Annotated in this window: 25 protein-coding genes; 18 read left to right on the top strand and 7 right to left on the bottom strand. The window is 72.7% G+C overall.

Annotated features, from left to right (window positions below):
• Positions 1-25 precede the first annotated feature (25 nt).
• Positions 26-1,129 (bottom strand): glycerophosphodiester phosphodiesterase, encoded by a 1,104-nt coding sequence (locus tag HF577_RS02120; RefSeq protein WP_169393979.1) that lies wholly within the window; start codon positions 1,127-1,129, stop codon positions 26-28.
• A 146-nt stretch (positions 1,130-1,275) separates the two neighbouring features.
• On the opposite strand from HF577_RS02120, the gene purD reads away from it, so the two are divergent.
• The 3 genes from purD to HF577_RS02135 all read left to right on the top strand — a co-directional run bounded on the left by purD (position 1,276) and on the right by HF577_RS02135 (position 4,978).
• Positions 1,276-2,571: a phosphoribosylamine--glycine ligase gene (gene purD / locus HF577_RS02125; RefSeq protein ID WP_169393980.1), complete on the top strand. Its 1,296-nt coding sequence runs from the start codon at positions 1,276-1,278 to the stop codon at positions 2,569-2,571.
• A gap of 222 nt (positions 2,572-2,793) precedes the next feature.
• Positions 2,794-3,729: a hypothetical protein gene (locus HF577_RS02130; protein WP_169393981.1), complete on the top strand. Its 936-nt coding sequence runs from the start codon at positions 2,794-2,796 to the stop codon at positions 3,727-3,729.
• A gap of 130 nt (positions 3,730-3,859) precedes the next feature.
• The gene (locus tag HF577_RS02135) at positions 3,860-4,978 is read left to right on the top strand and encodes a pyridoxal phosphate-dependent aminotransferase (RefSeq protein WP_169394045.1); all 1,119 of its coding nucleotides are present in this window, start codon (positions 3,860-3,862) and stop codon (positions 4,976-4,978) included.
• Between the two features lie 7 nt (positions 4,979-4,985).
• Here HF577_RS02135 and HF577_RS02140 read toward each other — a convergent pair whose 3' ends face one another.
• The gene (locus tag HF577_RS02140) at positions 4,986-6,101 is read right to left on the bottom strand and encodes a threonine aldolase family protein (protein WP_169393982.1); all 1,116 of its coding nucleotides are present in this window, start codon (positions 6,099-6,101) and stop codon (positions 4,986-4,988) included.
• Between the two features lie 193 nt (positions 6,102-6,294).
• Between HF577_RS02140 and HF577_RS02145 the strand changes: the two genes are divergently transcribed.
• The 6 genes from HF577_RS02145 (at position 6,295) to HF577_RS02170 (ending at position 11,325) form a co-directional block, all read left to right on the top strand.
• Entirely contained in the window at positions 6,295-6,828 is a 534-nt protein-coding gene (locus tag HF577_RS02145; protein WP_169394046.1) for a SigE family RNA polymerase sigma factor, read from the top strand.
• 15 nt (positions 6,829-6,843) lie between these two features.
• Positions 6,844-7,551 (top strand): hypothetical protein, encoded by a 708-nt coding sequence (locus HF577_RS02150; RefSeq protein ID WP_169393983.1) that lies wholly within the window; start codon positions 6,844-6,846, stop codon positions 7,549-7,551.
• Positions 7,552-7,598: 47 nt separating this feature from the next.
• Complete coding sequence (locus tag HF577_RS02155) at positions 7,599-8,171, top strand: TetR/AcrR family transcriptional regulator (protein WP_169393984.1); 573 nt, start codon at positions 7,599-7,601, stop codon at positions 8,169-8,171.
• Between the two features lie 25 nt (positions 8,172-8,196).
• Entirely contained in the window at positions 8,197-9,615 is a 1,419-nt protein-coding gene (gene purB / locus HF577_RS02160; RefSeq protein ID WP_169393985.1) for an adenylosuccinate lyase, read from the top strand.
• Positions 9,612-10,442 carry a phosphoribosylaminoimidazolesuccinocarboxamide synthase gene (locus HF577_RS02165; protein WP_169393986.1) on the top strand — a complete coding sequence of 277 codons (831 nt, stop codon included), beginning with the start codon at positions 9,612-9,614 and terminating at the stop codon, positions 10,440-10,442. The genes purB and HF577_RS02165 overlap by 4 nt, the downstream gene beginning before the upstream one ends.
• Positions 10,443-10,515: 73 nt before the next feature.
• Positions 10,516-11,325: a DUF2334 domain-containing protein gene (locus HF577_RS02170; RefSeq protein ID WP_312858893.1), complete on the top strand. Its 810-nt coding sequence runs from the start codon at positions 10,516-10,518 to the stop codon at positions 11,323-11,325.
• A gap of 197 nt (positions 11,326-11,522) precedes the next feature.
• Here the strand turns inward: HF577_RS02170 and HF577_RS02175 are convergent, their stop codons facing one another.
• Together HF577_RS02175 and HF577_RS02180 are read right to left on the bottom strand one after the other, a co-directional pair.
• Positions 11,523-12,149 (bottom strand): MBL fold metallo-hydrolase, encoded by a 627-nt coding sequence (locus HF577_RS02175; RefSeq protein WP_169393987.1) that lies wholly within the window; start codon positions 12,147-12,149, stop codon positions 11,523-11,525.
• Positions 12,150-12,204: 55 nt separating this feature from the next.
• Complete coding sequence (locus tag HF577_RS02180; protein WP_169393988.1) at positions 12,205-13,197, bottom strand: NAD-dependent epimerase/dehydratase family protein; 993 nt, start codon at positions 13,195-13,197, stop codon at positions 12,205-12,207.
• Positions 13,198-13,257: 60 nt separating this feature from the next.
• On the opposite strand from HF577_RS02180, the gene purS reads away from it, so the two are divergent.
• From purS to HF577_RS02205, 5 genes are all read left to right on the top strand, one after another.
• Positions 13,258-13,491 carry a phosphoribosylformylglycinamidine synthase subunit PurS gene (gene purS, locus HF577_RS37860; protein WP_169393989.1) on the top strand — a complete coding sequence of 78 codons (234 nt, stop codon included), beginning with the start codon at positions 13,258-13,260 and terminating at the stop codon, positions 13,489-13,491.
• Complete coding sequence (purQ, locus tag HF577_RS02190) at positions 13,488-14,162, top strand: phosphoribosylformylglycinamidine synthase subunit PurQ (protein ID WP_169393990.1); 675 nt, start codon at positions 13,488-13,490, stop codon at positions 14,160-14,162. The genes purS and purQ overlap by 4 nt, the downstream gene beginning before the upstream one ends.
• Before the next feature lie 96 nt (positions 14,163-14,258).
• On the top strand, positions 14,259-15,497 hold the full coding sequence (locus tag HF577_RS02195; protein WP_169393991.1) for a PP2C family protein-serine/threonine phosphatase: 1,239 nt from the start codon (positions 14,259-14,261) through the stop codon (positions 15,495-15,497).
• Entirely contained in the window at positions 15,494-17,104 is a 1,611-nt protein-coding gene (locus tag HF577_RS02200) for a sensor histidine kinase (RefSeq protein WP_169393992.1), read from the top strand. Before HF577_RS02195 ends, HF577_RS02200 begins: the two co-directional genes overlap by 4 nt.
• The gene (locus HF577_RS02205) at positions 17,101-17,544 is read left to right on the top strand and encodes a response regulator (protein ID WP_169393993.1); all 444 of its coding nucleotides are present in this window, start codon (positions 17,101-17,103) and stop codon (positions 17,542-17,544) included. The genes HF577_RS02200 and HF577_RS02205 overlap by 4 nt, the downstream gene beginning before the upstream one ends.
• Here HF577_RS02205 and HF577_RS02210 read toward each other — a convergent pair.
• Positions 17,513-19,021: an FAD-dependent monooxygenase gene (locus tag HF577_RS02210; RefSeq protein ID WP_169393994.1), complete on the bottom strand. Its 1,509-nt coding sequence runs from the start codon at positions 19,019-19,021 to the stop codon at positions 17,513-17,515. The two genes, HF577_RS02205 and HF577_RS02210, sit on opposite strands and share 32 nt — an antisense overlap.
• 84 nt (positions 19,022-19,105) lie before the next feature.
• Between HF577_RS02210 and HF577_RS02215 the strand changes: the two genes are divergently transcribed.
• Positions 19,106-19,753: a TetR/AcrR family transcriptional regulator gene (locus tag HF577_RS02215; RefSeq protein WP_169393995.1), complete on the top strand. Its 648-nt coding sequence runs from the start codon at positions 19,106-19,108 to the stop codon at positions 19,751-19,753.
• A gap of 5 nt (positions 19,754-19,758) precedes the next feature.
• Here the strand turns inward: HF577_RS02215 and HF577_RS02220 are convergent, their stop codons facing one another.
• Positions 19,759-20,139: a hypothetical protein gene (locus HF577_RS02220; RefSeq protein WP_169393996.1), complete on the bottom strand. Its 381-nt coding sequence runs from the start codon at positions 20,137-20,139 to the stop codon at positions 19,759-19,761.
• 4 nt (positions 20,140-20,143) lie between these two features.
• Complete coding sequence (locus tag HF577_RS02225; protein ID WP_169393997.1) at positions 20,144-20,824, bottom strand: thermonuclease family protein; 681 nt, start codon at positions 20,822-20,824, stop codon at positions 20,144-20,146.
• Between the two features lie 148 nt (positions 20,825-20,972).
• Between HF577_RS02225 and purL the strand changes: the two genes are divergently transcribed.
• The 3 genes from purL (at position 20,973) to HF577_RS02240 (ending at position 26,038) form a co-directional block, all read left to right on the top strand.
• Complete coding sequence (gene purL, locus HF577_RS02230; RefSeq protein ID WP_169393998.1) at positions 20,973-23,273, top strand: phosphoribosylformylglycinamidine synthase subunit PurL; 2,301 nt, start codon at positions 20,973-20,975, stop codon at positions 23,271-23,273.
• Positions 23,274-23,389: 116 nt separating this feature from the next.
• Complete coding sequence (locus HF577_RS02235) at positions 23,390-23,746, top strand: sterol carrier family protein (RefSeq protein WP_169393999.1); 357 nt, start codon at positions 23,390-23,392, stop codon at positions 23,744-23,746.
• 126 nt (positions 23,747-23,872) lie between these two features.
• Positions 23,873-26,038 (top strand): putative bifunctional diguanylate cyclase/phosphodiesterase, encoded by a 2,166-nt coding sequence (locus tag HF577_RS02240; protein WP_169394000.1) that lies wholly within the window; start codon positions 23,873-23,875, stop codon positions 26,036-26,038.
• Positions 26,039-26,173 lie beyond the last annotated feature (135 nt).

The following is a 26,173-nucleotide window of genomic DNA, read 5'->3' on the forward strand; positions in this document are numbered from 1 at the left end:
GCGTCTCGCGGGGTGGGTTCGGGGGTTACAGGGCGGCGCGGGCCGTCACGGCGGTGTCCGGGTTGTCCGCGAAGAGTCCGTCGATGCCCGCGGCGAAGAACACCGCGTACTCGGCGAACACGTTGCCGTAGTCGGCGGGGAACCCGGCGCTGCGCAGGTTCGCCGGCAGGAACTCGTTCTCGTTGCGGAACGTGTACGGGTGCACCAGCAGGTCCACGGCGTGCGCGGTGGCGACGAGCGGGGTGGGGTCGCCGAGGGTGCCGTCGGCGTTGCGGGCGACCACCATGTCCTTGTCGGGCCCGATGCCGTCGGCATACGACGCGATGTGCTCCAGGCCGGCGGGTGTCACGAGGTCGGCGTACGTGCGGGGGTCGCCCACCGCCGCGAGGTCGGCCGGTGCGCCCTCGGTGTCCAGCAGCTGCACCAGCGGCACGTTCAGCTCGCCACTGAGCTGCCGCAGGTTCGTGGTCTCGAAGGACTGCACGAACACCGGCGCTCCTCGCCGGTTGAGACCGGCCCGGTCCAGCGCGGCGACGAGCGGCTGCTCCAGCGGGCACCCGATCGAGGCGAAGTAGCTGGGGTGCTTGGTCTCCGGGTAGATGCCGATCACCCGGCCGAGCTCCGCGGAAAGACGCTCCCGCAGCGCCAGGATCTCGTCGAACGTCGGGATCTCGAACCACCCGTCGTAGATCGTGTTCTCCTGGCGGACACCCGGGATCCGCTCCTTCGCCCGCAGGGTCTTGAGCTCGGCGAGGGTGAAGTCCTCGGTGAACCACCCGGTGTGCTCCACACCGTCGATGGTCTTGGTGGCCCGGCGGTCGGCGAACTCCGGATGGTCGGCGACATCCGTGGTGCGGCTGATCTGCGACTCGTGCCGGGCGACCAGCACCCCGTCGGAGGTGCTCACGAGGTCGGGCTCGATGAAGTCAGCGCCCATCCTGGCGGCGAGCTCGTAGGAGGCGAGGGTGTGCTCGGGGCGGTAGCCCGATGCGCCACGGTGCCCGATGACGACCACGGTTCGTGTCGACGACTCGCGCCCGAGGGTGGGGGCGGTACCCCCGGCGGGGGGAGTGGCGGAGACCACATTGAGGGGAGCGACCGCAGTAATGCCGCGGATGGGCGACGCCATGTACGGAAACTGTGCCCCATCTGGGGTAGGCAACAGTCACCAGGAGGTGGCTTGCGTGGGTCGAGCTGATGAACTGCGAACGTGACCGGCGTGCGGGGCCGGGATCTGCGGGAAGGCCGCCGGTGGGACCGATACGATCCCACGTCGTGCGTGTTCTGGTCGTGGGGTCCGGTGCTCGTGAGCACGCCATTGTCCTTGCCATGGCGCAGGACCCGGGAGTGACGGCGCTGGCCTGCGCCCCGGGCAACGCGGGCACGGCCGCTGTGGCCGAGCAGCGCGGGCTCGACGTGCTGGATCCGGCCGCAGCCGCGGCGCTGGCCGTCGACTGGAAGGCCGACCTGGTCGTCGTCGGTCCCGAGATGCCGCTCGTCGCCGGGGTCGCCGACGCCGTCCGTGCCGCGGGCATCGCGTGCTTCGGCCCGAGCGCCGCCGCTTCCCGTATCGAGGGCTCCAAGAGCTTCGCGAAGGACGTGATGGAGGCGGCAGGCGTGTCCACCGCCGCGTCCGAGATCGTCGACAACCCTGCGCACCTCGACGCCGCGTTGTCCCGGTTCGCCCCGCCGTACGTCGTGAAGGACGACGGGCTGGCGGCGGGCAAGGGCGTCGTGGTGAGCCCGGACTTCGACACGGCCCGCGCGCACGCCAGCACGCTGCTCGACACCGGGCATCCGGTGCTGCTGGAGGCGTTCCTGGACGGCCCCGAGGTCTCGCTGTTCTGTCTCGTCGACGGGGAGACGGTGGTGCCGCTGCTGCCGGCACAGGACTTCAAACGCGTCGGTGACGACGACACGGGCCCGAACACCGGCGGGATGGGCGCCTACACGCCGCTGCCGTGGGCATCGCCCTCGTTGGCCGACGAGCTCGTGGCGAGCATCGTCGCACCGGTCGCGGCGGAGATGGTGCGCCGCGGCACTCCGTTCACCGGTCTGCTCTACGCGGGCCTGGCGCTGACGTCGGCGGGGCCGGCGGTGATCGAGTTCAACTGCCGCTTCGGCGATCCCGAGACGCAGGTCGTGCTGGCGCTGCTGCGCACCCCGCTCGCGCGCCTGTTGCACGCCACGGCGACCGGTGAGCTGGCGGCGCAGCCTCCGCTGCAGTGGTCCGAGGGTGCCGCCGTCACGGTGGTGGTGGCCGCGGAGGGCTATCCGGGCCTGCCCCGGCTCGGTGACGTGATCAGCGGAGCGGACGCCGACGGGGTGCTGCACGGCGGCACCCGCAGGCGGGACGACGGAGCCGTGGTGTCCACGGGGGGCCGCGTGCTGTCGGTGGTCGGCACGGGAGCGGATCTTGTGCTGGCCCGCGACGATGCCTACCGTCGGCTGGAGAACGTGCACCTCGCGGGCTCCCACCACCGCACCGACATCGCCCTGCGGGCCGCCCGCGGCGAGGTGACGATCCCTCGTCGCCCCGAGGTTGTCACTCGATCGGGTGATATCCACTAGCTACCCTCACCGGCCGGATTCACCCAAAAAGCGTGCTTGTCGGCCGAACGGGCAGGGAAACTGGCAGTCGGTCATCAGTTTCCCCAGGTTGCGTCCGAACGGGTGGCGTTAGATGGTTCCGCTGCCCGCAACTGATCCACATCGTCGTCGCTCCCCGTGATGGCCGAGATCGTGGGTCTGCTCCGGGTCATCTGTTCGCTCCCCCGAGAACCGAGGACTCGCATGACGAAGAACGCACGTCCGCGTCACGCCGCTCAGAGCCGTGTGTCGCGTATCGCCGGCCGGGCCGCACTCGGTGTGCTGGGCGCGCCGATGGCCATGCTCGCCATCGCCGGACCGGCCGGCGCCGCCGAGGCCCACCTGGTCGACCCGGTCAGCGACGACGAGGTCGCAGGCACGGACGCCGCCTTCGAGGCCTTCGACGCCTCCACCCTGCCCGGCCTCACCGCGGCGGAGCTGAGCGCCCTCCCCACCGACGGGCTGCCCACCGACGGGCTGGACCTCCAGGGGATCGACCTCGGCCTGCTCAACCTCGGCGGTGGCGGTGCAGGTCTCTCCGAGCTGCCGTCCGCCGGCGCCCCGGACCTCAGCGTCCTCGAGCTGAACCAGCCGGTGTCGTACGCGCTGCCGAGCACCGACGCCCTGCCCGCGCTCCCGGAGCTGCCCACGCTCCCGGGCACGGACGCCCTGCCGTCGCTGCCGAGCACCGACGCGCTCCCGTCGCTGCCGGTCGTGTCCGACCTGCCGTCGCTGCCGAGCGTGGAGCTCCCGGCGCTCCCGACCGACGACGTGGTGGCCGCGCTGCCGAGCACCGACGTCGTGACCGACACCGTGACCGACGTGACCGCCGCCCTGCCCGAGCTGCCGGAGCTCCCGGTCGCCGTCGACCTGCCCGAGCTCCCCGAGCTGCCGGAGCTCCCCGTCGTCGGCGAGCTGCCGGCGCTGCCTGCGCTGCCCATCCTCAGCACGTCGAACGACGACGACGAGGCGACGGCGGACGAGGACGCGGACGACGCGGCCGACGACGCCACCGACACCCTGAGTGCCGCCCTCCAGGTCGACCTCCCCGACCTGCCGGACACGAGCGCCGTCACCGACGCCGTCCCCGGCGGCACGGACGTCTTCTCTGCGACGGACCTGGTCTCCGGCCTGATCTGAGTAAGCGACCGCGGCGGCCGTCCTCCTCCGGGAGGGCGGCCGTCGCCCGCTTAGGCTCGGGACCGTGACCCCTCCTGCGACATCCGGGATCCCGATCGCGGCCCGTGCGGCGATCCCGCCGTTCCACGTCATGGACGTGTGGTCGGCCGCCGCCGAGCGTCAGCGCACGCACGGCGACCTGGTGAACCTCTCGGCCGGCCAGCCGTCCACACCGGCTCCCCCCGCCGTGCGGGCGGCCGCCGTGGCCGCGCTGTCCGACGACGTGCTCGGCTACACGGTCACGCTCGGCATCCCGGAGCTGCGTTCGGCGATCGCGGGCCACTACGCCCGCCGCTACGGCCTCGACGTCCCGGCGGAGCAGGTGGTGGTCACCACCGGCTCGTCAGGGGGCTTCCTGCTCGCGTTCCTCTCGGCGTTCGACGCGGGCGACCGGGTGGCACTGGCCCGGCCCGGCTACCCCTGCTACCGCAACATCCTCACGGCGCTCGGCTGCGAGGTCGTCGAGCTGCCGTGCGGGCCGGAGACCCACTACCAGCCGACCGTCGCCATGCTGGAGGCGTTGGACGAGCCCGTCCGCGGGCTCGTGGTCGCCAGTCCGGCCAACCCGACCGGGGCCGTGCTGGATCCGGCCGAGCTCGCCGCGCTGGCATCCTACTGCGAGAGCACCGGCATCCAGCTGGTGAGCGACGAGATCTACCACGGCATCTCCTACGCAGGCGGGCCGCCGACCTCGTCGGCGTGGGGTACCTCGCGCGAGGCGATCGTCGTCAACTCGTTCTCGAAGTACTTCTCCATGACCGGCTGGCGGCTGGGATGGCTGCTCCTGCCGCCCCGCCTGCTGCGGCCCGCCGACTGCCTGGCAGGCAACCTGACCATCTGCCCGCCGGCACTGGCCCAACGTGCTGCGCTGGGCGCCTTCGATCCCACGAGCTACGTCGAGGCCGACGCGCATGTCGCCCGGTACGCGGTGAACCGGGGCCTCCTGCTCGACGGCCTGCCGCGGCTGGGCATCACGCGACTGGCCCCGGCCGACGGCGCGTTCTACGTCTATGCGGACGTGTCGCACCTGACCGCGGACTCGATGGACCTGACCTACCAGCTGCTCGCCGCCACCGGCGTCGCGGTCGCCCCGGGCATCGACTTCGACCCGGTCGACGGAGGGCGCTGGATCCGGCTGTCCTGCGCAGGCGCCACGGAGGACGTGGCGGAAGCGCTGAAGCGGCTCGAGGGCTGGCTCCACCCGAGCTGATCGGCGGTTACTTCCCGCCCGGGTGGACCGGCGCGCGACCGGTACGGGAGGGGGTGCCCGGTGGCCGCGACGCTTCGACCGGCCCGATCCGCTCCAGTGCCGTGGTGATGTCGGCGTCGGTCAGGTCGGCGTGCGTCATCAGCCGGACCTGACCCGCCATCGTCGACGCCCGGACGCCGGCCTCCTCGAAGCGGCGGATCGTGCCGTTCAGGTCGGCCACCGCCACCAGCACGATGTTGGTCTGCGGCACCCCGACCAGCCACCCGCGCTCACGCAGCCCGGAGGCGAGGTTCCTGGCGCGCTCGTGGTCCTCGGACAGGCGGTCCACCCGGTCGAGCGCCACCAGCCCCGCGGCGGCGAGCACCCCGCCCTGGCGGACGCCGCCGCCGAGCATCTTGCGCAGCCGCCTGGCCTCCTCGACGAACTCGGCCGACCCGGCCACCACCGACCCGACCGGTGCGCCGAGGCCCTTGCTCAGGCATACCTGCACGGTGTCGGCGCCGACGGTCAGTGCCCCCGGCGGGACGCCCAGTGCCACCGCGGCGTGCCAGAGCCGGGCACCGTCGAGGTGGACGCGCAGCTTCGCGCCCCGTGCCGCCGCGACGACCTCGGCGTGCTCCTCGGGGGCGGTGACCGTGCCTCCCGCCGCGTTGTGCGTGTTCTCGAGGCACAGCAGGCTGGTTCGCAGCGTGTAGTAGGGCCCGGTGGACCCGGCGGCGCGGCGCACGGCGGCGGGCGAGACCTTGCCGGGCCCGGCGTCGTGCTCCATCGGACGCGGCATCCCACCGGCGAGCCACGCGGCGGTGCCGAGCTCGGCGTCGAGGACGTGCGCTCCCGCCGGGGCGAGGAACGCGTCGCCGCGCTGGAGGTGGTGCATCAGTGCGATGAGGTTGCCCATGGAGCCGCTGGGGGTCCAGAGTGCGTCGGCCGCGCCGACCAGGCCCGCCACCCGCACCTCGAGCTCGCGCATCGTGGGGTCGCGGTCGAGGACGTCGTCCCCCACCTCGGCGGCCGCCATCGCGGCCCGCATCTGCTTCGTGGGCTGGGTGACGGTGTCCGAGCGGAGGTCGATCGGGCGGTCGTCGGGTTTCGCAGACCGCCGGGCTCGCGATGGAGATCGCACGGCTTCCGATTCAACCAGCAGGCGACGGGCCGGTCGCGACTGGGTCACGAACAGGTCACGGCAGTGCGTCCGTTCGAGTGAATGGGCGACTCGCGTACAACGTGTACCCCCGATCCTTGCGTCCCGTCCCCGAGAGCGACGCGTGCGGGCGGCGACGGAGCAGGACGCGGTGCGGAAGGAGGGGAACCCCCGGGTGGACGACGCCGGCGAGCAGAAGTTCGTCGCAGAGACGTTCGAGGAGTACTTCCGCGCCCGCCGCGACGCGGTGCGCCGTACCGCGTACCTGCTGTGCGGCGACTGGCACCACGCCGACGACCACGCACAGGCGGCGTTCGTGGCACTGCACCGGCACTGGCGCCGGATCCGGGACCGCGGCGCGCTCGACGCCTGGATGCGACGGACCCTCGTGCGCGCCGTCGTGGACGAGTCGCGGCGGCCCTGGCGGCGGGAACGCGCCACCGCCGAGCCCGCCGACACGGGCGTTCCCGCACGCGCCGACACCGTCGCCACCCGGCACGTGCTGGTGGACGGCCTGCGGGCGGTGCCGCCGCGCCAGCGCGCCGTCCTCGTGCTGCGGTTCCTCGACGGCCTCGACGTCGCCGCCACGGCAGCGGCGCTCGGCTGCACGGAGGGCACCGTCAAGAGCCAGACGGCGCACGGCCTCGCGGCACTGCGCACGGTGCTGGGGGACTCGCTCGACGACCTGCGAACCACGGGATCGGGATAGGGGAGAGGTGACGGGATGAGCGACAACGACGACGAGGAGCTGGGCGCCCTGTTCCGCGCCGCCGCCTCCGACCCCGGCGCCCCCGCGCCGCGCTTCGACCACGACTCGGTGGTGAGCGCCTCCCGGCGCGCCACCGTCCGCAGGCGGGTGGCCGTGGCGGGGAGCGCGGTCGTGCTGCTCGCGGTGGCCGGCGTCGGTGCCGCGGTCACGCTGCCCGGTTCCCTGCGGGGCGACGACACCACGGTGGCCGCGCCGATGCTCGCGCCCGCCCCCGCCGCTGCGCCCGGGGCGCGGCAGGACGCCGCGCCCGGTGCTGACGCCCGCGCCGAGGGTGCGGCGCCACCGCTGGGCCCGGTGGGCCGTCCACTCGGTCCGGGCACCACCGAGTGCGCCGACCGGCAGGACCCGGCCCTCCGGACGCTCGTCGAGGAGGTGCTGCCCGCCGTCCGTGACGCCTCCGAGGCGGCCACCACGATGGAGTGCCGCCCAGCAGGGGAGCGGGGCGTCAACGTCGAGATCGATGACGGTGGCGCCACCGGACTGCTGGCCGTGCAGTACCTCCCCCCGGGCACGATCGTGGCCCTCGTCCCGGGGGCCGTCAGCGCGCCGACGGCCTCCGGCGGCACGGTGATCGTGAGCTCGCGCCCGGCCGAGGTGGGCGCCCCGGCACCGTTCGAGGACAGGCTGACGTCCGTGGCGGGCTTCCTCGCCCCCCGCCTCTGAGGTCGGCCGACGGTGGACCGCCGCCCGCGTCGCGGGAGACTGCACCCGTGGGTACCGCCAAGGGCGAACGGCGGCGGCAGGAGCTGGTGACGGCGGCCGCCGCGCTGCTGCGTTCCGGTGGCTTCGACGCCGTGCGGCACCGGGCGGTGGCTGATCGCGCCGGGCTGCCGCTGGCCTCCACCACCTACTACTTCGCCTCCCTCGACGACCTCGTCACCGCGGCCGCCGAACGGACCAGCCGCGACGAGCTCGCCGAGGGCCGGGAGCAGCTCGACGCGCTCGCCGAAGGGGAGGTCGACACGCCCGCGCTCGTCGAGCTGGTGCTGGACCAGCTGCTGGGCCCCGAGTCGCGCGACGGTGGCCTCGACGCCGTGCTCCTGCGGTACGAGCGGCTGGTGGGCGCGGGCAGGCGGCCGTACCTGGCGCCGTTGATGCGGGAGCTGCGCGGGGAGCTGGACGCGTTGCTCGCCGAGATCCTCGTCCGGTGCGGGCATCCGCTCGACGCCGTCGCGCTGCGCGATCTCGTCTCGCTCGTCGACGGGGCGGTCATCAGCGCGTTGATCGAGGCCGACCCCGACCCGCGGGCGGCCGGCCGCGAGGTACTGATCCGCGCGCTGTAGGGCGGAGCGCCTATCGTTTCCGCACGTGATCCCCAACGTGCTGGCCGCTCGATACGCGAGCCCGGAGCTCGTGCGGCTGTGGTCGCCCGAACACAAGATCGTGCTGGAACGGCGGCTCTGGATCGCCGTGCTCACCGCGCAGCGCGACCTGGGCGTCGACGTTCCCGACTCCGCGATCGCCGACTACGAGCGCGTGGTCGAGCAGGTGGACCTGGAGTCGATCGCGGCCCGCGAGCGCGTCACGCGGCACGACGTGAAGGCCCGGATCGAGGAGTTCGACGCCCTCGCCGGCCACGAGCACGTGCACAAGGGGCTGACCAGCCGCGATCTCACCGAGAACGTCGAGCAGCTGCAGATCCGGCTCTCGCTCGAACACGTGCGCGACCGCACCGTGGCCGTGCTGTCCCGGCTCGCCCGGCGGGCTGCCGAGCACGCCGAGCTGGTGATGGCGGGACGCAGCCACAACGTGGCGGCGCAGGCCACCACGCTCGGCAAGCGGTTCGCCTCCGCCGCCGACGAGCTGCTCGTGGCGTACGCGCGGCTGGAGGACCTGCGTGCGCGCTACCCGCTGCGCGGCATCAAGGGCCCGATGGGCACGGCGCAGGACATGCTCGACCTGCTCGGCGGTGACGAGGCCAAGCTCGCGTCGCTGGAGGACCGTGTCGCGGCGCACCTCGGGTTCTCCGGGGTGCTCACCAGCGTGGGCCAGGTCTACCCGCGCTCGCTGGACTTCGACGTGCTCAGCGCACTGGTCCAGCTCGCCGCCGCTCCCTCGTCGCTGGCCACCACGATCCGGCTGATGGCGGGCGCGGAGCTCGCCACCGAGGGCTTCCAGCCCGGCCAGGTCGGGTCGTCCGCGATGCCGCACAAGATGAACAGCCGCTCCGCCGAGCGGATCAACGGGATGATGGTGCTCCTGCGGGGTTACGCCGGGATGGCCGCCGAGCTGGCAGGCGCGCAGTGGAACGAGGGGGACGTCTCCGACTCCGTCGTCCGCCGCGTCGCCCTGCCGGACGCGTTCTTCGCCCTCGACGGCCTGTTCGAGACCACGCTCACGGTGCTCGACGAGTTCGGGGCCTACCCGGCCGTCATCGCCCGCGAGCTGGACCGCTACCTGCCCTTCCTCGCGACCACGGCAGTGCTGATGGCGGCCGTCCGCGCCGGTGTCGGGCGGGAGAGCGCCCACGAGGTGATCAAGCAGCACGCCGTGGGCGTGGCGCTCGCCATGCGGGAGAAGGGCCAGGCCGAGAACGACCTCGTCGCCCGGCTGGCCGCCGATGAGCGGCTCGGGCTGCCGTCCGGCACCCTCGACGGGCTGCTCGCCGACCCGCTGCGGTTCACCGGAGCCGCCGCGGCCCAGGTCGGGTCGGTCGTCGCGCGGGTGGGGGAGATCGTCGACGACCACCCCGATGCGGCCGCCTACACGCCGGGAGCGATCCTGTGAAGCTGCTGCACAGCGGCAAGGTCCGGGACATCTACGCCGACGGCGACGACATCGTGCTCGTGGCGTCGGATCGGCTGTCGATCTACGACGTGGTGCTTCCGACCCCGGTGCCGGACAAGGGTGCGCTGCTCACCCAGCTCTCGCTCTGGTGGTTCGACCGGCTCGCCGACATCGCGCCCAACCACGTCATCTCGGCCTCGGACGTGCCACCGGAGTTCGTCGGCCGGGCGATCCGCTGCCGCAGGCTCTCGATGCTGCCCGTGGAGTGCATCGCCCGCGGCTACCTCGCCGGACTGGGGCTCGCGGAGTACGAGAAGCACGGCACGGTCTCCGGGGTGGCGCTGCCGCCCGGCCTCGTCGAAGGCTCGAAGCTGCCCGAGCCGATCTTCACGCCCACCACCAAGGCGCCCGTCGGTGAGCACGACGAGTTCATGACGTTCGACGAGGTGGTGGCCGCGGTCGGAGCGGAGACGGCGGCGCGGCTGCGTGACCTGACGCTCGCGGTGTACACGCGCGGCGCCGAGATCGCGGCAGGCAACGGGATCCTCGTCGCCGACACCAAGCTCGAGTTCGGGCTCGACCCGGCGGGGGAGATCGTGCTCGCCGACGAGGTGCTCACCCCCGACTCGTCCCGGTTCTGGCCGGCCGACTCGTGGGAGCCGGGGCGCGCGCAGTACTCCTTCGACAAGCAGTACGTGCGGGAGTGGTCGGCCTCTCTGCGGTGGGACCGGACCCCACCCGGACCCGAGGTGCCCACCGAGGTCGTGGCCGCCACGCGCGCTCGCTACGTGGAGGTGTACGAGCGCATCACCGGCGAGGACTGGTGATGGGCGCCGGAGCACCATCCAGCTATCACAGCACGGCCAACCGCCGTTCACGCGGGCATGCGTTGATGGGCTCGTGGCCACACAGCTGCCCGAACCCCGTCCGGTCGTGCCGTCCCACCTGGTCGTCTCGCTGTCCGGGCTGACGCACGACGCCACCGAGTCACTCGCCCGAGGCGTCGAGTTCGCCGCTGAGCTCGACGCGCGCGGCGTGCCGCTGTCGCAGCTTTTCCGGCCCCGCTCGGCGTCCGGGGCGCTGCAGCTGAAGTCGCCGCTCGTGAGCTGGATGCACGAGCGGCGCGCGGCGGGTGACGCCATCGTGCTGCACGGCTACGACCACAACTCGGATCCGATCGGCGCCTGGCAGTCCTCGGCGCTCGCGCGGGTGGGCCGCCGTGCGGAGTTCGCCGCACTGCCCCGTCATGAGGCCGGTCTGCGGCTCACCGCTGCCCGCCGCGCTCTGACGGCGCTGGGCCTGCGCACCGACATGTTCGTCCCGCCCCGCTGGCTCGCGTCGCCGGGCACCGTCGAGGCTTTGCACGACCAGGGTTTCGGCGTGCTGGCCGACGAGAACGGCGTGCGCCTCCTGCACGGTCGGGCCGACGACACGGTGGTGCGGGCCAGGGTGCTCGGCTTCCGCGTCTCGGGCGAGCGCCACCCGCTGGCCGATGACCGGAAGGCCGCCGAGGCGTGGCGCTGCCGGGTGCTGGAGGCCGAGGTCGCCCGCACCGTGCGACGCGGCGGGCTGGTGCGGATCAACATCCGGGCCAAGGACCTGAAGCGGCCGGCGCGGCGGGCCGCCGTCCTGGCGGCGGTGGACGCCGCGCTCCGCCTCGGCGCCGTCCCCGCGACCTACCGCCTCACGTCGCCGGCCCGAGCCGCCTGACCCGCGCGCACCCCAGAGGCGACTCGCGCACGATTCCGGGGCGACTCGCGGACGGTTTTCGGGCGACTCGCGGGCAGTTTCGGGGCGACTCGCGGGGCCCCCGCGAGTCGCCCGTTTCGCGCGCGCGAGTCGCCCGTTACGTGCCCGCGAGTCGCCCGGTTTCGGTGTGCGAGTCGCCCGGGAGCGCGTGGGTGGGGTCAGAGCGTGGTGGGCTTCTCGCGGTCGAGGACGCGGACGGTGGTCTGCTCCGGGGCGAGCTGCTCGAACATCCCGTAGTGCATCGCGGGCCGGGCGAGCACGGCCTCGTGGATCGGCACCGCCGTGCGCGGTGCGACCGCCCGCAGGTAGTCCACGGCTTCGGAGAGCTTGAGCCAGGGCGCCCCGGTCGGCAGGAAGAGCACCTCGACCGCCCTGTCCGGCGGGGTGAACGAGTCGCCGGGATGCAGGTGGGTGCCGTCGACCAGGTAGGCGTTGTTCGCGACCACGGGGATGTCGGCGTGGATCACCGCATGCCGGCCGCCGAGCACGTCGATCCGCGACCCCCCGACCTCGAACGAGGTTCCCGGCGCCACCACCTCGTGCTCGACGTCGGCGAGCTGCCGCGACGTCCCGACGTCGACGATCAGGCGGGCATCGGGGTTGGCGGTCAGCAGGGCGCCCAGCCGGTCGGTGTCGAGGTGGTCGAAGTGCTGGTGCGTGACGAGCACGGCGTCGAGTCCCGCCACCCCCTCGAAGCCGGCCGAGAACGACCCGGGGTCGATCAGCAACCGAGCTGCGCCGGTGTCGAGCAGGAGACACGAGTGGCCGAAGTGGGTGATCTGCACCTCGACGAGTGTTCCACCGGAAGGCGCCGGGGGCGCGGTGACGACTCCTCGCTGGTCAGAGGAGCGAGGTGAGGACCTCCGACTCCTCGGCGGGGGTGAGCCCGGCCTTGCGGGGGCGGTCGGGGCCGAGGACGTGTTCGTGCTCGAGCGCCGCGCGTGCGGTGTCGGCCACCGGGCGGCAGCGCAGGCCCGCCGCCGCGGCGGGTGCGGTGTCGCGCGCCAGCATGCCCGCCTCGGCCGGGGTCAGCCACAGCGGCAGCGACCGGGGACCGGACCACGGCTGCACCCCGGCCGCCGTCAGCGCGTCCGGTGTGACGGGCACGCGTTCCAGGTCCGCGGCCCCGACGGCGTCGGCGTTCTCGTCGAGCACCGCGCCGAGGGTGGAGCGGGGGCCGCTGGCGTCGAAGGTCCCGACCAGGTGTTCCTCCCCGGACCGCACGATCCAGTCGGCGAGGTCGCGGACGTCGATGATCTGGGCGGGCTGTGCGAGATCGCCCGGCACGATCGCCCGGCCGCCCCGCGCGAGCCGGTTCGGCCAGTAGCCGAACCGGTCCGTGCCGTCGTCCGGGCCGCAGATGAGGCCCGCCCTGGCGATCAACGCGCGGTCGCCTGCCGCGTCGCGCACGGCGTTCTCGGACGCCACCTTGATCGGGCCGTACGCCTCGCCGTCCTCGGTGGGGGTCTCGTCGGTGCGCGGGGTGACCAGCCCGGCGTCGACACCCGAACCGTGGGTGACGCTGTCGGCGTACACGCTGATCGTCGAGACGAAGGTCCAGTGCGGCGCGGTCGGGCCCAGGACGTCGAGCGCGCAGCGCACCCACGGCAGCGACATCCTGGCGACGTCCACGACCGCGTCGAACACCTCGCCGCGCAGTGGGTCGAGCGCGCCGGGGGCGTCGCGGTCCACGGCGAGGAGCTTCGCGCCCGCCGGCACGGCACCGGAATGGCCACGGGCTACGCACACCACCTCGTGTCCCCTGGTCACGGCCGCGGTCGCCACCGCCCTGGAGAGGAAACGCGTACCGCCGAGCACCAGCCATCGACCCATGGGAGGAGCCTCACGGACGGTGGCGCGGGGTGGCAATCGTGTTCGCCGTACGCTGATGAGGTGGCAAAGGTCGTGGTGGACGTGATGCCGAAGCCCGAGATCCTCGATCCGCAGGGCCAGGCCGTCGCGGGTGCGCTCGTCCGGCTCGGCGTTGCCGGGGTCGGGGATGTGCGGCAGGGCAAGCACTTCGAGCTCGAGGTGGACGACTCGGTCGACGACGAGACCCTGCACCGGGTGGCGGGCAGCCTGCTCGCCAACCCGGTGATCGAGGACTGGGTGGTGACCAGGGCATGAGGATCGGCGTCATCACCTTCCCGGGCACGCTCGACGACGTCGACGCGGCCCGGGCGGTGCGCTACGCGGGCGCCCAGCCTGTGGCGTTGTGGCACGCCGACCACGACCTGCAGGGCGTCGACGCGGTGATCGTGCCGGGCGGCTTCTCCTACGGCGACTACCTGCGGGCAGGCGCCATCGCCAGTATCGCCCCGATCATGACCGAGGTCGTGGCCGCCGCCGGCCGTGGCACGCCCGTGCTCGGCATCTGCAACGGGTTCCAGATCCTGTGCGAGGCGGGGCTGCTGCCCGGGGCGCTCACGCGCAACGTGGGGCTGCACTTCGTGTGCCGCGACCAGCGGCTGCGGGTCGAGTCCAGCGCCACGGCGTGGACGGGCGACCTCACCGCGGGCGAGGAGATCCTTGTTCCGCTGAAGTCCGGCGAGGGTCGGTTCGTCGCCGACGCCGCCACGATCGACCAGCTGGAGGGCGACGGCCGCGTCGTGTTCCGGTACGCAGGAGTGAACCCGAACGGCGCGATGTCGGCGATCGCCGGGATCAGCTCGGCCGACGGGCGTGTCGTCGGCCTGATGCCGCACCCCGAGCACGCGATCGACGCGCTGACCGGTCCATCGCAGGACGGGCTGGCGCTGTTCACCTCGGTGCTGCAGGGTGCGGCGTCTCCTGTGTGACAGGACCCGTGTCACGTACCGAGGGTTCCGGGATCTAGGCTTCCGGATCCCGCCAGTGCACTGTGCCACTGAGGCCTGCGAGAAGGAGCGCTCGGCATGATCCGAACCGTTCCGGCTGCGCCCCGGCACGTGTTGCTGGTCGAGGACGACCCTGGGGACGTGTTCCTCGTGCGCGAGCTGCTCGCCGAGGTCGACCCCGAGCTCGGGGTGACAGTGGCGGAGTCGGTGGCCGAGGTGGTCGAGCGCGGGCTGCTCGGGCGGTGCGACTGCGTGTTGCTCGATCTCAACCTGCCCGGTTCCGACGGTCTCGACGGGCTGCGCACGATCCTGCGTACCGAGGGTGCCCCGGCCGTCTGCGTCCTCACCGGCCTGGACGACGAGCACCTCGGGAATGCGGCGGTCGCGGCGGGAGCGCAGGACTACCTGGTCAAGGGCAAGGTCGACGGGCAGGTACTGATCCGGGCCGTGCGCTACGCCGTGGAGCGGCGCCGGGCCGAGGCGAGCCTGCTGCGGCTGCGGGAGGAACAGCTCGCGGCGGCGGAGTCGGCCCGCCTCGAGCGCGGGCTCCTGCCGTCACCGCTGCTGGCAGGCAGCCCCGTGCGGGCGCGGTCGTTCTACCGGGCGGGCCGCACCCGTTCCTTGATCGGCGGGGACTTCTTCGACGCCGTACTCGGACCGACAGGCACGGTGCACGCGATCGTGGGAGACGTCTGCGGGCACGGCCCGGACGAGGCGGCGCTCGGTGCGCTGCTGCGGGTCGCGTGGCGGGCCCTCGTGCTGGCCGGCGTGGACGAGCCACAGGTGCTGCCGAAGCTCCAGCAGCTGCTGGTGAGCGAGCGGCACGACCGGTCGCTGTTCACGACGGTCTGCACCGTCGCGTTCCGGTCCGAGGTGGACCCTGCCGACGGAAGGTTGACGACCGAGATGCTCGTGCGTCTGGCGGGGCACCCACCGCCGGTCTCGTTGATCCCGGCGCCACGGCCTGCCGTGCCGCCGGTGGGCCTTCCCCTGGGCCTGGACGTCGACGCGGCGTGGGAGCCCGCGAGCTTCGATCTCGGCGCCGAATGGGCATTGCTGCTGCACACCGACGGCCTCATCGAGGGCCGGGGCCCCGTCTCCGGAGAGCCGCTGTGGGAGGAGGGGCTGCTCGAGATACTGGAACAGGAGCGCGCCACCGACCTGGAGCACCTGCCGGCGAAGCTCGTCGAGCGCGTGCAGGAGCTCAACGGGGGACCGCTCTCCGACGACGTCGCGATACTGCTGCTGTCGTCGGACACCGGGCCGCAGGACGCCCCCCAGGCCAGTGCGGTCCCCGCCGGCGGGGCGGTGACATGACAGTGCTCGACGTGAAGCCGCCCGCGCAGCGCGAGGTCGTGCGTCGCGAGTCCTCGCAGGCGGGCGGACGGCACTGGCCGCTGGCGCGGATCTTCACCCTCGGTGCCTCGCTGGCGGCGCTCTTCGCGCTGGTCGTCGTGGTACTCGGCGGCGTCGCGCTGTGGCGGCTCTCCGACGCGAGGGTCGCCCTGATCGACTCGGCCGGTCCGGCGCTGGTTGCTGCGCAGCAGCTGTCGAACGCGCTGCTGAACCAGGAGACCGGCGTGCGCGGCTACGACCTGGGCCGCCGTGCGGAGTTCCTGGGCCCCTATGAGGACGGCCAGTCGAGCGAGGCGGAGATGGTGTCCGAGCTGCGTGGGCTCGCCGCCGCCGGCCGCCTCCCCGGCCTCGACGCGAACCTCGACGCCGTGGAGCGGGCGGCGCAGAACTGGCGCACCCAGTACGCGGGCCCCGTGCTCGCCGGGGCCACCACCGGAGTCGACCCGGAGCAGGGACGGGCACAGTTCGACGAGGTCCGAGCTGCGCTGCGGACACTGGTCACCGACCTGCAGGGAAAGCGGGAGGCAGCCAGGACCGGGATCGAGTCGGCGTCGCGGTTCCTCCTCGTCGTGGGTGTCGCGATCGCCCTGCTGCTGGCGTCGTTCCTGGTGGCGGCAGCCGTCGGGATGCGGCGGGGAATCCTGCGTCCGGTCTCGGAGCTCGCGGTGCAGGTGCGCCAGGTCGCGTCCGGGGACGTCACGAAACCCGTGGATGCAGGTGGTCCGCGCGAGATCATCGGGCTGGGCGCTGACGTCGAGGCGATGCGCCAGCACATCCTCCGCGACCTCGACGAGGCCAAGGAGGTGAACCGGCGCCTCGACGACCAGACCCGCGAACTGGAGCGCTCCAACCGCGACCTCGAGCAGTTCGCGTACGTGGCGAGTCACGACCTGCAGGAGCCGTTGCGCAAGGTGTCGAGCTTCTGCCAGCTGCTGCAGCGCCGGTACGGCGGTCAGCTCGACGAGCGTGCCGACCAGTACATCGCGTTCGCCGTGGACGGCGCCTCGCGCATGCAACGGCTGATCAACGACCTCCTGTCGTTCTCCCGCGTCGGGCGGACGACCGAGAACTTCACCGCTGTCGATCTCAGCGTGACGGCCGCGGCCGCCGCGGCTCAGATCGAGCCGGCACGCGAGGAGGCGGACGGCGAGATCGTCCTCGGTGAGCTGCCGGTGGTGGCGGGCGACCGCGCCCTGTTGCAGGCGCTGCTGGTGAACCTCCTGGGCAACGGGCTGAAGTTCCACCGGGAGGGCGTGCCGCCGGTGGTCCGGGTGGAGTGCCGGCGGGAGGACGACTTCTTCGAGATCACGGTGAGCGACAACGGCATCGGCATCGAGTCCGAGTACTCCGACAAGGTGTTCGTGATCTTCCAGCGGCTGCACGGCCGCGACGTCTACCCCGGAACCGGCATCGGCCTGGCACTCGCGAAGAAGATCGTCGAGTTTCACGGCGGCCGGATCGGTCTCGTCGAGACCCCCGGGCCCGGTACGACCGTGCGTTTCAGCCTGCCCGTCCCGGCCGACACGGCCGCCCCTGAACCCCTTGCTTCCGAGGAGACCGACGCGTGACAGAGCTCCAGCCCCGGATCATCAACGTGCTGCTGGTCGAGGACGACCCGGGCGACGTGCTGATGACCCGCGAGGCGTTCGACGAGTACCTGCACAACCGGCTCGACGTGGTGACGGACGGTGCGGCCGCGCTCTCCTACCTGCGCCGCGAGGAGCCCTACCCCGACGCGCCGCGCCCGGACCTGATCCTGCTCGACCTCAACCTCCCCCGGCGCGACGGCCGTGAGGTGCTCGAGGAGGTCAAGGCCGATCCGGACCTGCGCCACATCCCGGTGATCGTCCTCACCACCTCGCAGGCGGAGGAGGACGTGCTGCGCAGCTACCAGTTGCACGCCAACGCCTACGTCACCAAGCCGGTCGACTTCGAGGGCTTCATCGAGGCCATCAAGCAGATCGACCACTTCTTCGTCAGCGTGGTGAAGCTCCCGTCGGGAGGCTGACCCGCCCTCGCGTGTGCGTGATCGACCCGATGTAGCCGTCGGGGCGAACGAGGACCGTGGTGCCGTCCACCACGTCGTACGCGCCGAACGCGTGCCCCTGGGCGTCCACCACCGCCGTGCCGGTGGCACGTTCCCCGGCGCGGAGCACGGCGTGCGCCCTGATCTCCTGCGTTTCCTCCGCGTCGCTGCCGCCGAACGCCAGCACCGTGGCGTGCGGGCCGCGGAACAGGTCGAACAGCCGCACCGCTCGCCCGTCCGCGTCGACGACCGGGGCGTCGGGCGCGCGGTCGCCCGCCCGCAGCGCTCCGGGCTCAGCGCGTCCGTCGTGGACCAGCGGGCTGTCGCGGTAGGTGATGTCGAGCTGGTGGGTTTCCGCGCCGCGGGTGAAGGCGTCGGATGCGCCGTCGGTGTACTTGCGCAACAGTTCGTTGCTGATCCCGAGTACCCGCGCGGCCACGGGGAGCCGCTCGGCCTCGTAGCTGTCCAGCAGGTCGCCCGCCCGCTCGGCGTCGGTATCGGGGCCGAGCGCCTCGGCGAGCTTCCAGCCCAGGTTGTAGGCGTCCTGGACGCCGGTGTTGAGCCCCTGTCCGCCCGTCGGCGGGTGGGCGTGGGCGGCGTCGCCCGCGAGGAACACGCGGCCGGCGCGGTAGCGCTTCGCGAGCCGGGAGTTCGGCCGCCAGACCGTGACCCAGGCCAGCTCCCGCAGCCGGAAGCCGGGCGGGACCCCGAACCGGTCGAACGCCGCCTGCACCGTGGCAGGCGACGGCTCGGTGTCGGTGCCGGCCGGGCAGACGGTCTGGAACAGGTCTCCGCCGGGCAGCGGGCTCAGCGCGACGCCGGTGCGAGGGTCGTCCGCGGCGCCGAACCAGTATCCGTACCGGTGGTCGAGGCCCTCGATCCGCATGTCGCCGAGCAGCATCCGCATCGACTCGTCGGTGGTGCCGTCGAACGGGATGCCGAGCGCCCTGCGCACGGTGCTGCGGCCCCCGTCGGCCCCCACCAGGTACGCCGCCCGCACGCGCTCGGACCGGCCGTCTCGCCGGAGGGTGACGCTCACCCCGGTGTCGTCCTGCTCGAACGCCACCAGTTCGGTGCCGAGCTCGACCGGGACGCCCAGCTCGGCGAGCCGGGTGCGCAGGATCGACTCGGTGCGGTCCTGACCGAGCATCCACGGGTTGGGCAGCGGCACGTCGGGCGTGGGTTCCCGCCATTCGCTCATGCGGCGCTCACCGACGAACTGCCCTCCGACGTGGACGCGCAGCGGTGCCGGAGGAGCCCCCGCGGCGCGCACTGCGTCGAGCACACCGAGGTCGTCGAAGACCTCGAGGGTCCGGGGCTGCAGTCCGTCACCGCGCGAACCGGCAGCGGGCCGCTCGCCGCGTTCGACGACGCGCACCTCGACGCCGCGGCGGGCGAGCTCGATGCCCAGGGTGAGACCGGTGGGGCCGGCACCGGTGATGAGGACCTGGTGAGCCATGAGTTCCCCTTTTACTGAATCAAAGTTCAGTGAATGTCGATTCATGGTCGACGCTGCTAGCGTCCGCTGTCAAGGAGGTCGGGCATGGGGGCTCCCACGAGCCGCGCGGCGAAGGCGGCGGAGACCGAGGCGGCGCTGAAGGCGGCGGCCAAGCGCGTCTTCGCCGAACGCGGCTACGTCAACACGAAGATCACGGACATCACGGCGGCAGCCGGGCGCGCCGCCGGCTCGTTCTACAACCACTTCACCAGCAAGGACCAGCTGCTCACAGCCCTGCTCACCGACATGTTCGCCGAGGGCGACCGCGCCGCGGAGGACCCCACCCACCGCTCCGACTTCGGTGACCGGGACGCCGTGCGCTGGCACGTCGAGCAGTACTGGGGCTTCTACCGCGAGCACGTCCCCGAGATGGTCGCGCTGCGGCAGGCCGCCATGGCCGACCCCGGGTTCGGCCGCCGGCTGCAGGAGATGGTCACCCGGGACGCGGCCCATCTGATCGGGCACCTCGACCCGGTGCGTGCCGCCGGGATACCGCTGCCGGGGGAGCCCGACCTCGTGGTGTCGGTGTACTGCAGCCTGCTCGACCAGTTCGCCTACACCTGGCTCGCGGCCGGCGGGGACGGCACGGGACGGCAGATCTCCGACGAGGAGGCGATCGAGACGCTGACGGAGTTCGTCCACCGCGGGCTCGCAGGCACGCCGCCGGTGCGACGTGGGTCACCTCCCGGCTGATCCGGTCAGCCCTGCCGCACCGTCGACCCTGCCTCGTTCTCGCTCTGTAGCACCTGCTCGATCTCGGCTCGGTGCCAGTCGAGGGGGAGGACGAGCCGGCCGTCCTGGCCGATGTGGGCGAGCCGCGACCCACACCACCCGCACCCTCCTGCAGCGTCGACGGAGGCAAGGCTTTCGACCTCTGCACGGCGTCGCGCGGCGGCGGATGCACGCTGCTGCTCGGCGCGCTGCCGCTTCTGCGTGGCGGTCCGGTCGTAGAGCCACCAGGCGCCGAACGGCACCGCGAGGATCGCTGCGGTGATCAGTGCCCACTTGATGATGAGGAGCACCAGACCCAGAACGAGGACGATCCCGATCACGCGGGCAAGGCCCGGACTGCGCTTCATCTCCTCAGCACCACCACTTCTTCGCGCAGTAGCCGCCGGTGAGCGCTCCGTCCGGAAGCCCCTGGTCGCCGGGACTCGGCCAGTTGACGTCGCCCCCGCTGCCGCCACCGCTCGACGGACGAGGCTTCGTGCAGACCTGCGGGCCGTCATCGCGACTGCGTAGGTCGTCGAGGTAGGAGGCCGGTGCCCCGTGGCCGTCGTACACCGTCGTGTGGTCGAGAGCGACGGCCATCTCGCCGAAGTCGATGCCCGTAGCGAGCTCCACGTAGCGCAGCTCGTGACCGCGGCGGTCGCGGTTCACCCCAGGTTCGGCGACCAGCGTGACCGTCTGTCCCCCGAGCTGGGAACGGGCTGACTCCGTGGCCTGATCACCGCCGTAGGTGCCCGGCTCGCAGGCATCGATGCCCAGCACCTGCACCGTGCGTCCGCCGGAGACTTCGAACGTGTCGCCATCGATCACCGACGTCACCTGCACCGTCTCGCCGGGTTGCCCCGCCTCCGCCTCCGCGGGCGCTGCTGGTGTGACCGGTCCCTGTGGCGAGACCACAGCCGAATCCGTCCCCGCACGGTCGATCGACGCTGCGGGGGTGGGGGGTGGCCTGGAGCTCGACAGGTCGGTGAGCGCGACGATCACGAACACACCGGCCGCGATCCCCGACCACACCTTGTACGCCAGCCGCACCATGCCTCCCCCACGCAGGTTCCGGCCGGATGTCGCCGCGGCCCGCTTCGCCGTTACGACTCGCGGCCGCCACCCCGGTTGTCGTGGCAGGTGATGTGTTTCAACCCGGTCGCGCGCGGGTGCCCGTTTTCTTTACGTAGGCTGAGAAGCCGTGACGTCCGCCGCCACCGCGCAGTCCGCCCCCGTCCACACCGACACCGTCCGGAACGCCGCCGCGACGCCGGACCACCCGCAGCCCCACCGCGAGCTCGGGTTGAAGGACGACGAGTACGCGCGGATCCGGGAGATCCTCGGTCGCAGGCCGACCGACGCCGAGCTGGCGATGTACGCCGTGATGTGGAGCGAGCACTGCTCCTACAAGTCGTCGAAGGTGCATCTGGCCTACTTCGGCGAGACCACCACCGACGAGATGCGCAGCCGGATGCTCGCCGGGATCGGGGAGAACGCCGGCGTCGTCGACATCGGGGACGGCTGGGCCGTCACGTTCAAGGTCGAGTCGCACAACCACCCGTCGTACGTGGAGCCCTACCAGGGCGCGGCCACCGGAGTGGGTGGGATCGTGCGCGACATCATGGCGATGGGCGCCCGCCCGGTGGCGGTGGCCGACCCGCTGCGCTTCGGCCCGGCCGACGCGCCCGACACGGCCAGGGTGCTGCCCGGCGTGGTCGCGGGCGTGGGTGGCTACGGCAACTCCCTCGGACTGCCGAACATCGGTGGTGAGGTCGTCTTCGACGAGGGCTATCTGGGCAACCCGCTCGTCAACGCCCTGTGCATCGGCGCGATGCGCACGGAGGACCTGCACCTCGCGTTCGCCTCGGGCACCGGCAACAAGATCATCCTGTTCGGCGCGCGCACCGGGCTGGACGGCATCGGCGGTGTGTCGGTGCTCGCCAGCGAGACCTTCTCGGGCGAGGAGTCGGCGAGCGGCCGCAAGAAGCTCCCGTCGGTGCAGGTGGGTGACCCCTTCATGGAGAAGGTCCTCATCGAGTGCTGCCTGGAGCTGTTCCACGCCGGACTGGTGGTCGGCATCCAGGACCTCGGCGGCGCCGGCCTGTCGTGTGCCACGTCCGAGCTGGCCAGTGCCGGTGACGGCGGGATGCACGTCGACCTGGACACGGTGCCGCTGCGGGCCACCGGGATGACACCGGCGGAGATCCTCTCCAGCGAGTCCCAGGAGCGCATGTGCGCCGTCGTGCGTCCCGAGGACGTCGACGCCTTCATGGCCGTCTGCCGCAAGTGGGACGTCCTCGCGAGTGTGATCGGTGAGGTCACCGACGGCGACCGACTGGTGATCACCTGGCGCGGTGAGACCGTGGTGGACGTCCCCCCGCGCACCGTCGCGCACGACGGGCCGGTCTACGAGCGCCCGGTGCAGCGCTCGGCCGCACAGGACGCCCTCGTGGCCGACACCCCCGACCGCCTGGCCCGCCCGGCCGGCCCGGACGAGCTGCGCGCGGAGATCCTGCGGATGGCCGCCAGCCCCAACCTGTGCAGCCGGGCGTGGGTCACCGACCAGTACGACCGCTACGTCCGCGGCAACACGGCGTCCGCGCAGCCCGCCGACGCCGGGATGGTGCGCATCGACGAGGAGACCGGGCGCGGGGTGGCCGTCGCCACCGACTGCAACTCCCGCTTCGTCGCCCTCGATCCCTACGCGGGCGCCCAGCTCGCGCTGGCGGAGGCGTACCGCAACGTCGCGACGAGCGGCGCGGTGCCACTGGCCGTCACGGACTGCCTGAACTTCGGCTCGCCGGAGGACCCGCACGTGATGTGGCAGTTCCAGCAGGCCGTGCGTGGCCTCGCCGACGGGTGCGTTGCGCTCGGTCTGCCCGTGACGGGCGGGAACGTGAGCTTCTACAACCAGACCGGGGAGCGGGCGATCCTGCCCACCCCGGTGGTCGGCGTGCTCGGCGTGATCGACGACGTGGCCCGGCGCGTCCGGTCCGGGTTCACCCGCGACGGCGACACGGTGCTGCTGCTCGGCGACACCCGTGACGAGCTCGGCGGCAGCGAGTGGGCGAACGTGGTGCACGGCCACCTGGGCGGTCCGCCGCCGGTGGTCGACCTCGCTGCCGAGCAGCGCCTCGCCCGGCTGCTCGCCGACGCCGCCGAGGCCGGGCTTCTCACCGGCGCCCACGACCTGTCCGACGGGGGTCTCGCGCAGGCGCTCGTGGAGGCCTGTCTCGTCGGGGGCCAGGGTGCGGCGGTGGAGCTCCCGGCCGCTCTCGACCCGTTCGTCGCGCTGTTCTCGGAGTCGGCGGGGCGCGTGCTCGTGACCACCGCCGCGGACCGGGCGGACGAGGTCAGGTCGCTGGCGGAGGCCGCAGGCGTGCCGGTCACGACGCTGGGCACCACCGGGGGCGCGGCGCTGGCCGTCGCGGGCATGGCCGAGCTGTCGCTGGCCGAGCTGCGGACCGCCTGGGAGGCCACCCTCCCGGCCCTCTTCGGCTGACCCGCGGGGTCGCCCCCGGATTGCAGCAAAGCCACGTTCATGCCGTCACGTTGCGGCAACGTGGCTTTGCTGCAACACCGGGGACATTCGGTGGCCGCGCGGGATAGGTTCGCGGCATGCCGGAGGAGATCGACAACGGCGCGCTGAGGGCGGTGCTGGACTGGCTCGACGGCGGTCCGTCGCCGGAGCGCCCGGTGCTGCGCGGAGCGGTGAAGGAGAGCCTCGCGGCCGTGGCAGCCGCGGCGCCGGGACGCAGTGTGGAGGTGCGGGTGCCGCCGTACGGGGCCGTGCAGTGCGTCAGCGGGCCCCGGCATGGCCGCGGCACGCCGCCCAACGTCGTCGAGACCGATCCCCGCACCTGGCTCGCACTCGTCACCGGCAGGCTGACGTGGGTGCAGGCGGTGGAGGAGGGCGCACTGCGCGCGTCCGGAACCCGTAGCGGCGAGATCGCGTGCCTGCTCCCGCTCTCCTGATCAGGCGTGTTGCCACTCTCCCGAGGGGTGAATGCAAACACATGGTGGTGGCGCAAACACAACGCGGTACGGAGAATTGTCCGATCAAGGTCGAAGCGGAAAGAACGGGCAACAGGGGGTGGTCGCGTGGTGGCACCGCGCAGCCTTCCTGATGCCGTCGACGCCGAGTTCGACAACGACTCCTGCGACGAGTCGCCGGCCACGGAACGCACCCGTATCGAGCGGCTCGCCGCCCGGTGGGCGCAGCTGGGGCCGCCCGACGATCCCGGCGTCGCCCCCCACCTGGCCACGTTGCTGCGCAGGCTCGCAGCGATCCTGCGTGCCGAGCCGTTCTGGCCCCTCGCCGCCCGGGAGGTCGGGTCCGAGCTGCTCAGCACCGGGCTCTGCGGGGCTCCGGGCCGGCCGACGTACGGGTTCGACGACATCGTTCCGCCCAGCCTCCGCTTGTTGCGGCGAGAGGCGGCCGACGTGATCGGGGTGCCGGGGGTGGAGGGCGAGCGGCGCCTCGTCGCGGTGCTCGACGAGCTGCTCGCGGGCGTCATCAGGTCGCTGCAGGACCGGAACGGGGCCGGGGACGGCCGGAGCCGGCCCACCGACGATGCGGATGCGGCCGTCATGCCCCGCCACATGAGCGCCGTGTACGAGCAGTCGTCGTTCGGCGTCGTGATCATGTGCCTGGACGGCCGGATGATCGACGTGAACCCGGCCCTCGCCCGGATGTTCGGGCTGGACGGTCCGCTCGACCAGCCGCGGCCGGTGTCCGACTTCGTCCATCCCGACGACGTGCTCGACGTCGTCCAGCGCTTCCAGCGGCTCGCAGGCGGCGCGTCGGACGTCGTGCGGATGGAGCTACGGCTCGCGCGTCCCGACTCGGAGGTGCTGTGGGTCCACGTCACCGCCTCGCGCATCGTCGACGACAGCGGCGAGCCGTCCCATCTGATGGCGGTCGTGGAGGACGTGTCCGACCGGCACCGGCTGCGTTCGTGGCTCCAGGGCGAGTCCTACCAGGACCAGCTGACCCGCCTGCCGAACCGGGCCGTCACCGAGGCGTGGCTGCACCGCGCCTTCGCCTTCGACGGCCCGGAGCGGGTGGGCATCTGTGTCCTCGACATCGACGGCTTCCACCCGATCAACGACGGGCTCGGCCAGCAGACGGGGGACCGGCTGCTGCTCGCCGTCGCGGGCAGGCTGCAGCTGGCGGCGGGCTCTCACCTGGTCACCCGGATCGGGGCCGACGAGTTCGCGGTGCTGGTGTCCGACTCGGAGAGCAGCGGCGACGTCGGCAGGCTCGCCGACCGGTTGCAGGCCGCTCTGGTGATCCCGTTCCAGATCGACGGCCACACACTCGTGGTCTCGGCGAGCATCGGCGTGGCCGAGTCCGAGACCGCGGGCGGTAGCGCGGCCGAGCTGTTGCGAGGTGCGGACGTGGCCCGGTCGTGGGCGAAGGCCCTCGGGGGTGGGCGCCGGGTGGTGTTCGACCCGGAGCGCGACGCCACGGAGTCGGCGCGGTTCGCGCTGCTCTCCGGGCTGCGCGGCGCGATCGACCGCGGTGAGTTCCGCCTGGCCTTCCAGCCGCTCGTCCAGCTCACCGACGGACGGGTGCGGGGGGCCGAGGCGCTGGTGCGCTGGGACCACCCGGAGCAGGGTGTGATCGGTCCCGGCCGGTTCATCGAGCTGGCCGAGCACAGCGGCGCGATCGTCCCGCTCGGGCGGTGGGTGCTGGAGGAGGCCTGTGGGCAGGCCGCGAGCTGGTGGCGTGAGCTCGGCCCCGCCGCGCCGTTCGTCAGCGTCAACGTCTCGCCGCTGCAGCTGACCGAACCGGGCTGGGTCCACGTGGTCACCGGCGCGCTCAGCTCCACGGGGCTCCCGCCCGAGCTGCTCCAGCTGGAGATCACGGAGCAGGCGGTCCTCGGGGACGAGACCGTCGCCCTCGACGCCCTGAACGCGCTGCGGGCCGCGGGAGTCCGGCTGGCGCTCGACGACTTCGGCACCGGTTACTCGAGCCTGGCCTGGCTGCGCACGCTCCCGGTGAACGCCCTCAAGATCGACGGCTCGTTCATCGACGGGCTGCGCAACCCGTCGGCCGACCCGACGGACTCCTCGATCGTGCGCGCCCTCGTCGAGATGGCCCACGCACTCGGCCTGGACGTCACGGCCGAATGGGTGGAGACCCCCGTGCAGGCCGAGAGGCTCGCCGAGCTCGGCTGCGACATGGGGCAGGGGAGATGGTTCGGTGATGCCGGTCCCGGTATGTGTGTCCCGGAGCTCCTTCGGCGTAGCATCGGCAGCTGAGTCGTCGTCTGCGCAAGGAGCGAGTTGTGCCGAGTTCCACCCGGAACGAGCACCCGACCGACCGCAATCCGAACCCCGACCTCACCGACGACCAGGCCGATACGAGCGCCCTCGATCCCGCTCCTCGTGAGGAGT

The organism is Pseudonocardia xinjiangensis (assembly GCF_012911925.1).
GTDB lineage: Bacteria > Actinomycetota > Actinomycetes > Mycobacteriales > Pseudonocardiaceae > Pseudonocardia > Pseudonocardia xinjiangensis.

Coding starts and splice junctions, on each gene's coding strand:
- HF577_RS02235 (WP_169393999.1), top strand. CDS start 23,390: ATGCCGGAGGAGATCGACAACGGCGCGCTGAGGGCGGTGCTGGACTGG.
- HF577_RS02130 (WP_169393981.1), top strand. CDS start 2,794: ATGACGAAGAACGCACGTCCGCGTCACGCCGCTCAGAGCCGTGTGTCG.
- HF577_RS02210 (WP_169393994.1), bottom strand. CDS start 19,021: ATGGCTCACCAGGTCCTCATCACCGGTGCCGGCCCCACCGGTCTCACC.
- HF577_RS02180 (WP_169393988.1), bottom strand. CDS start 13,197: ATGGGTCGATGGCTGGTGCTCGGCGGTACGCGTTTCCTCTCCAGGGCG.
- HF577_RS02220 (WP_169393996.1), bottom strand. CDS start 20,139: ATGAAGCGCAGTCCGGGCCTTGCCCGCGTGATCGGGATCGTCCTCGTT.
- HF577_RS02225 (WP_169393997.1), bottom strand. CDS start 20,824: ATGGTGCGGCTGGCGTACAAGGTGTGGTCGGGGATCGCGGCCGGTGTG.
- HF577_RS02150 (WP_169393983.1), top strand. CDS start 6,844: ATGAGCGACAACGACGACGAGGAGCTGGGCGCCCTGTTCCGCGCCGCC.
- HF577_RS02200 (WP_169393992.1), top strand. CDS start 15,494: ATGACAGTGCTCGACGTGAAGCCGCCCGCGCAGCGCGAGGTCGTGCGT.
- HF577_RS02135 (WP_169394045.1), top strand. CDS start 3,860: ATGGACGTGTGGTCGGCCGCCGCCGAGCGTCAGCGCACGCACGGCGAC.
- HF577_RS02195 (WP_169393991.1), top strand. CDS start 14,259: ATGATCCGAACCGTTCCGGCTGCGCCCCGGCACGTGTTGCTGGTCGAG.
- purQ (WP_169393990.1), top strand. CDS start 13,488: ATGAGGATCGGCGTCATCACCTTCCCGGGCACGCTCGACGACGTCGAC.
- HF577_RS02120 (WP_169393979.1), bottom strand. CDS start 1,129: ATGGCGTCGCCCATCCGCGGCATTACTGCGGTCGCTCCCCTCAATGTG.
- HF577_RS02215 (WP_169393995.1), top strand. CDS start 19,106: ATGGGGGCTCCCACGAGCCGCGCGGCGAAGGCGGCGGAGACCGAGGCG.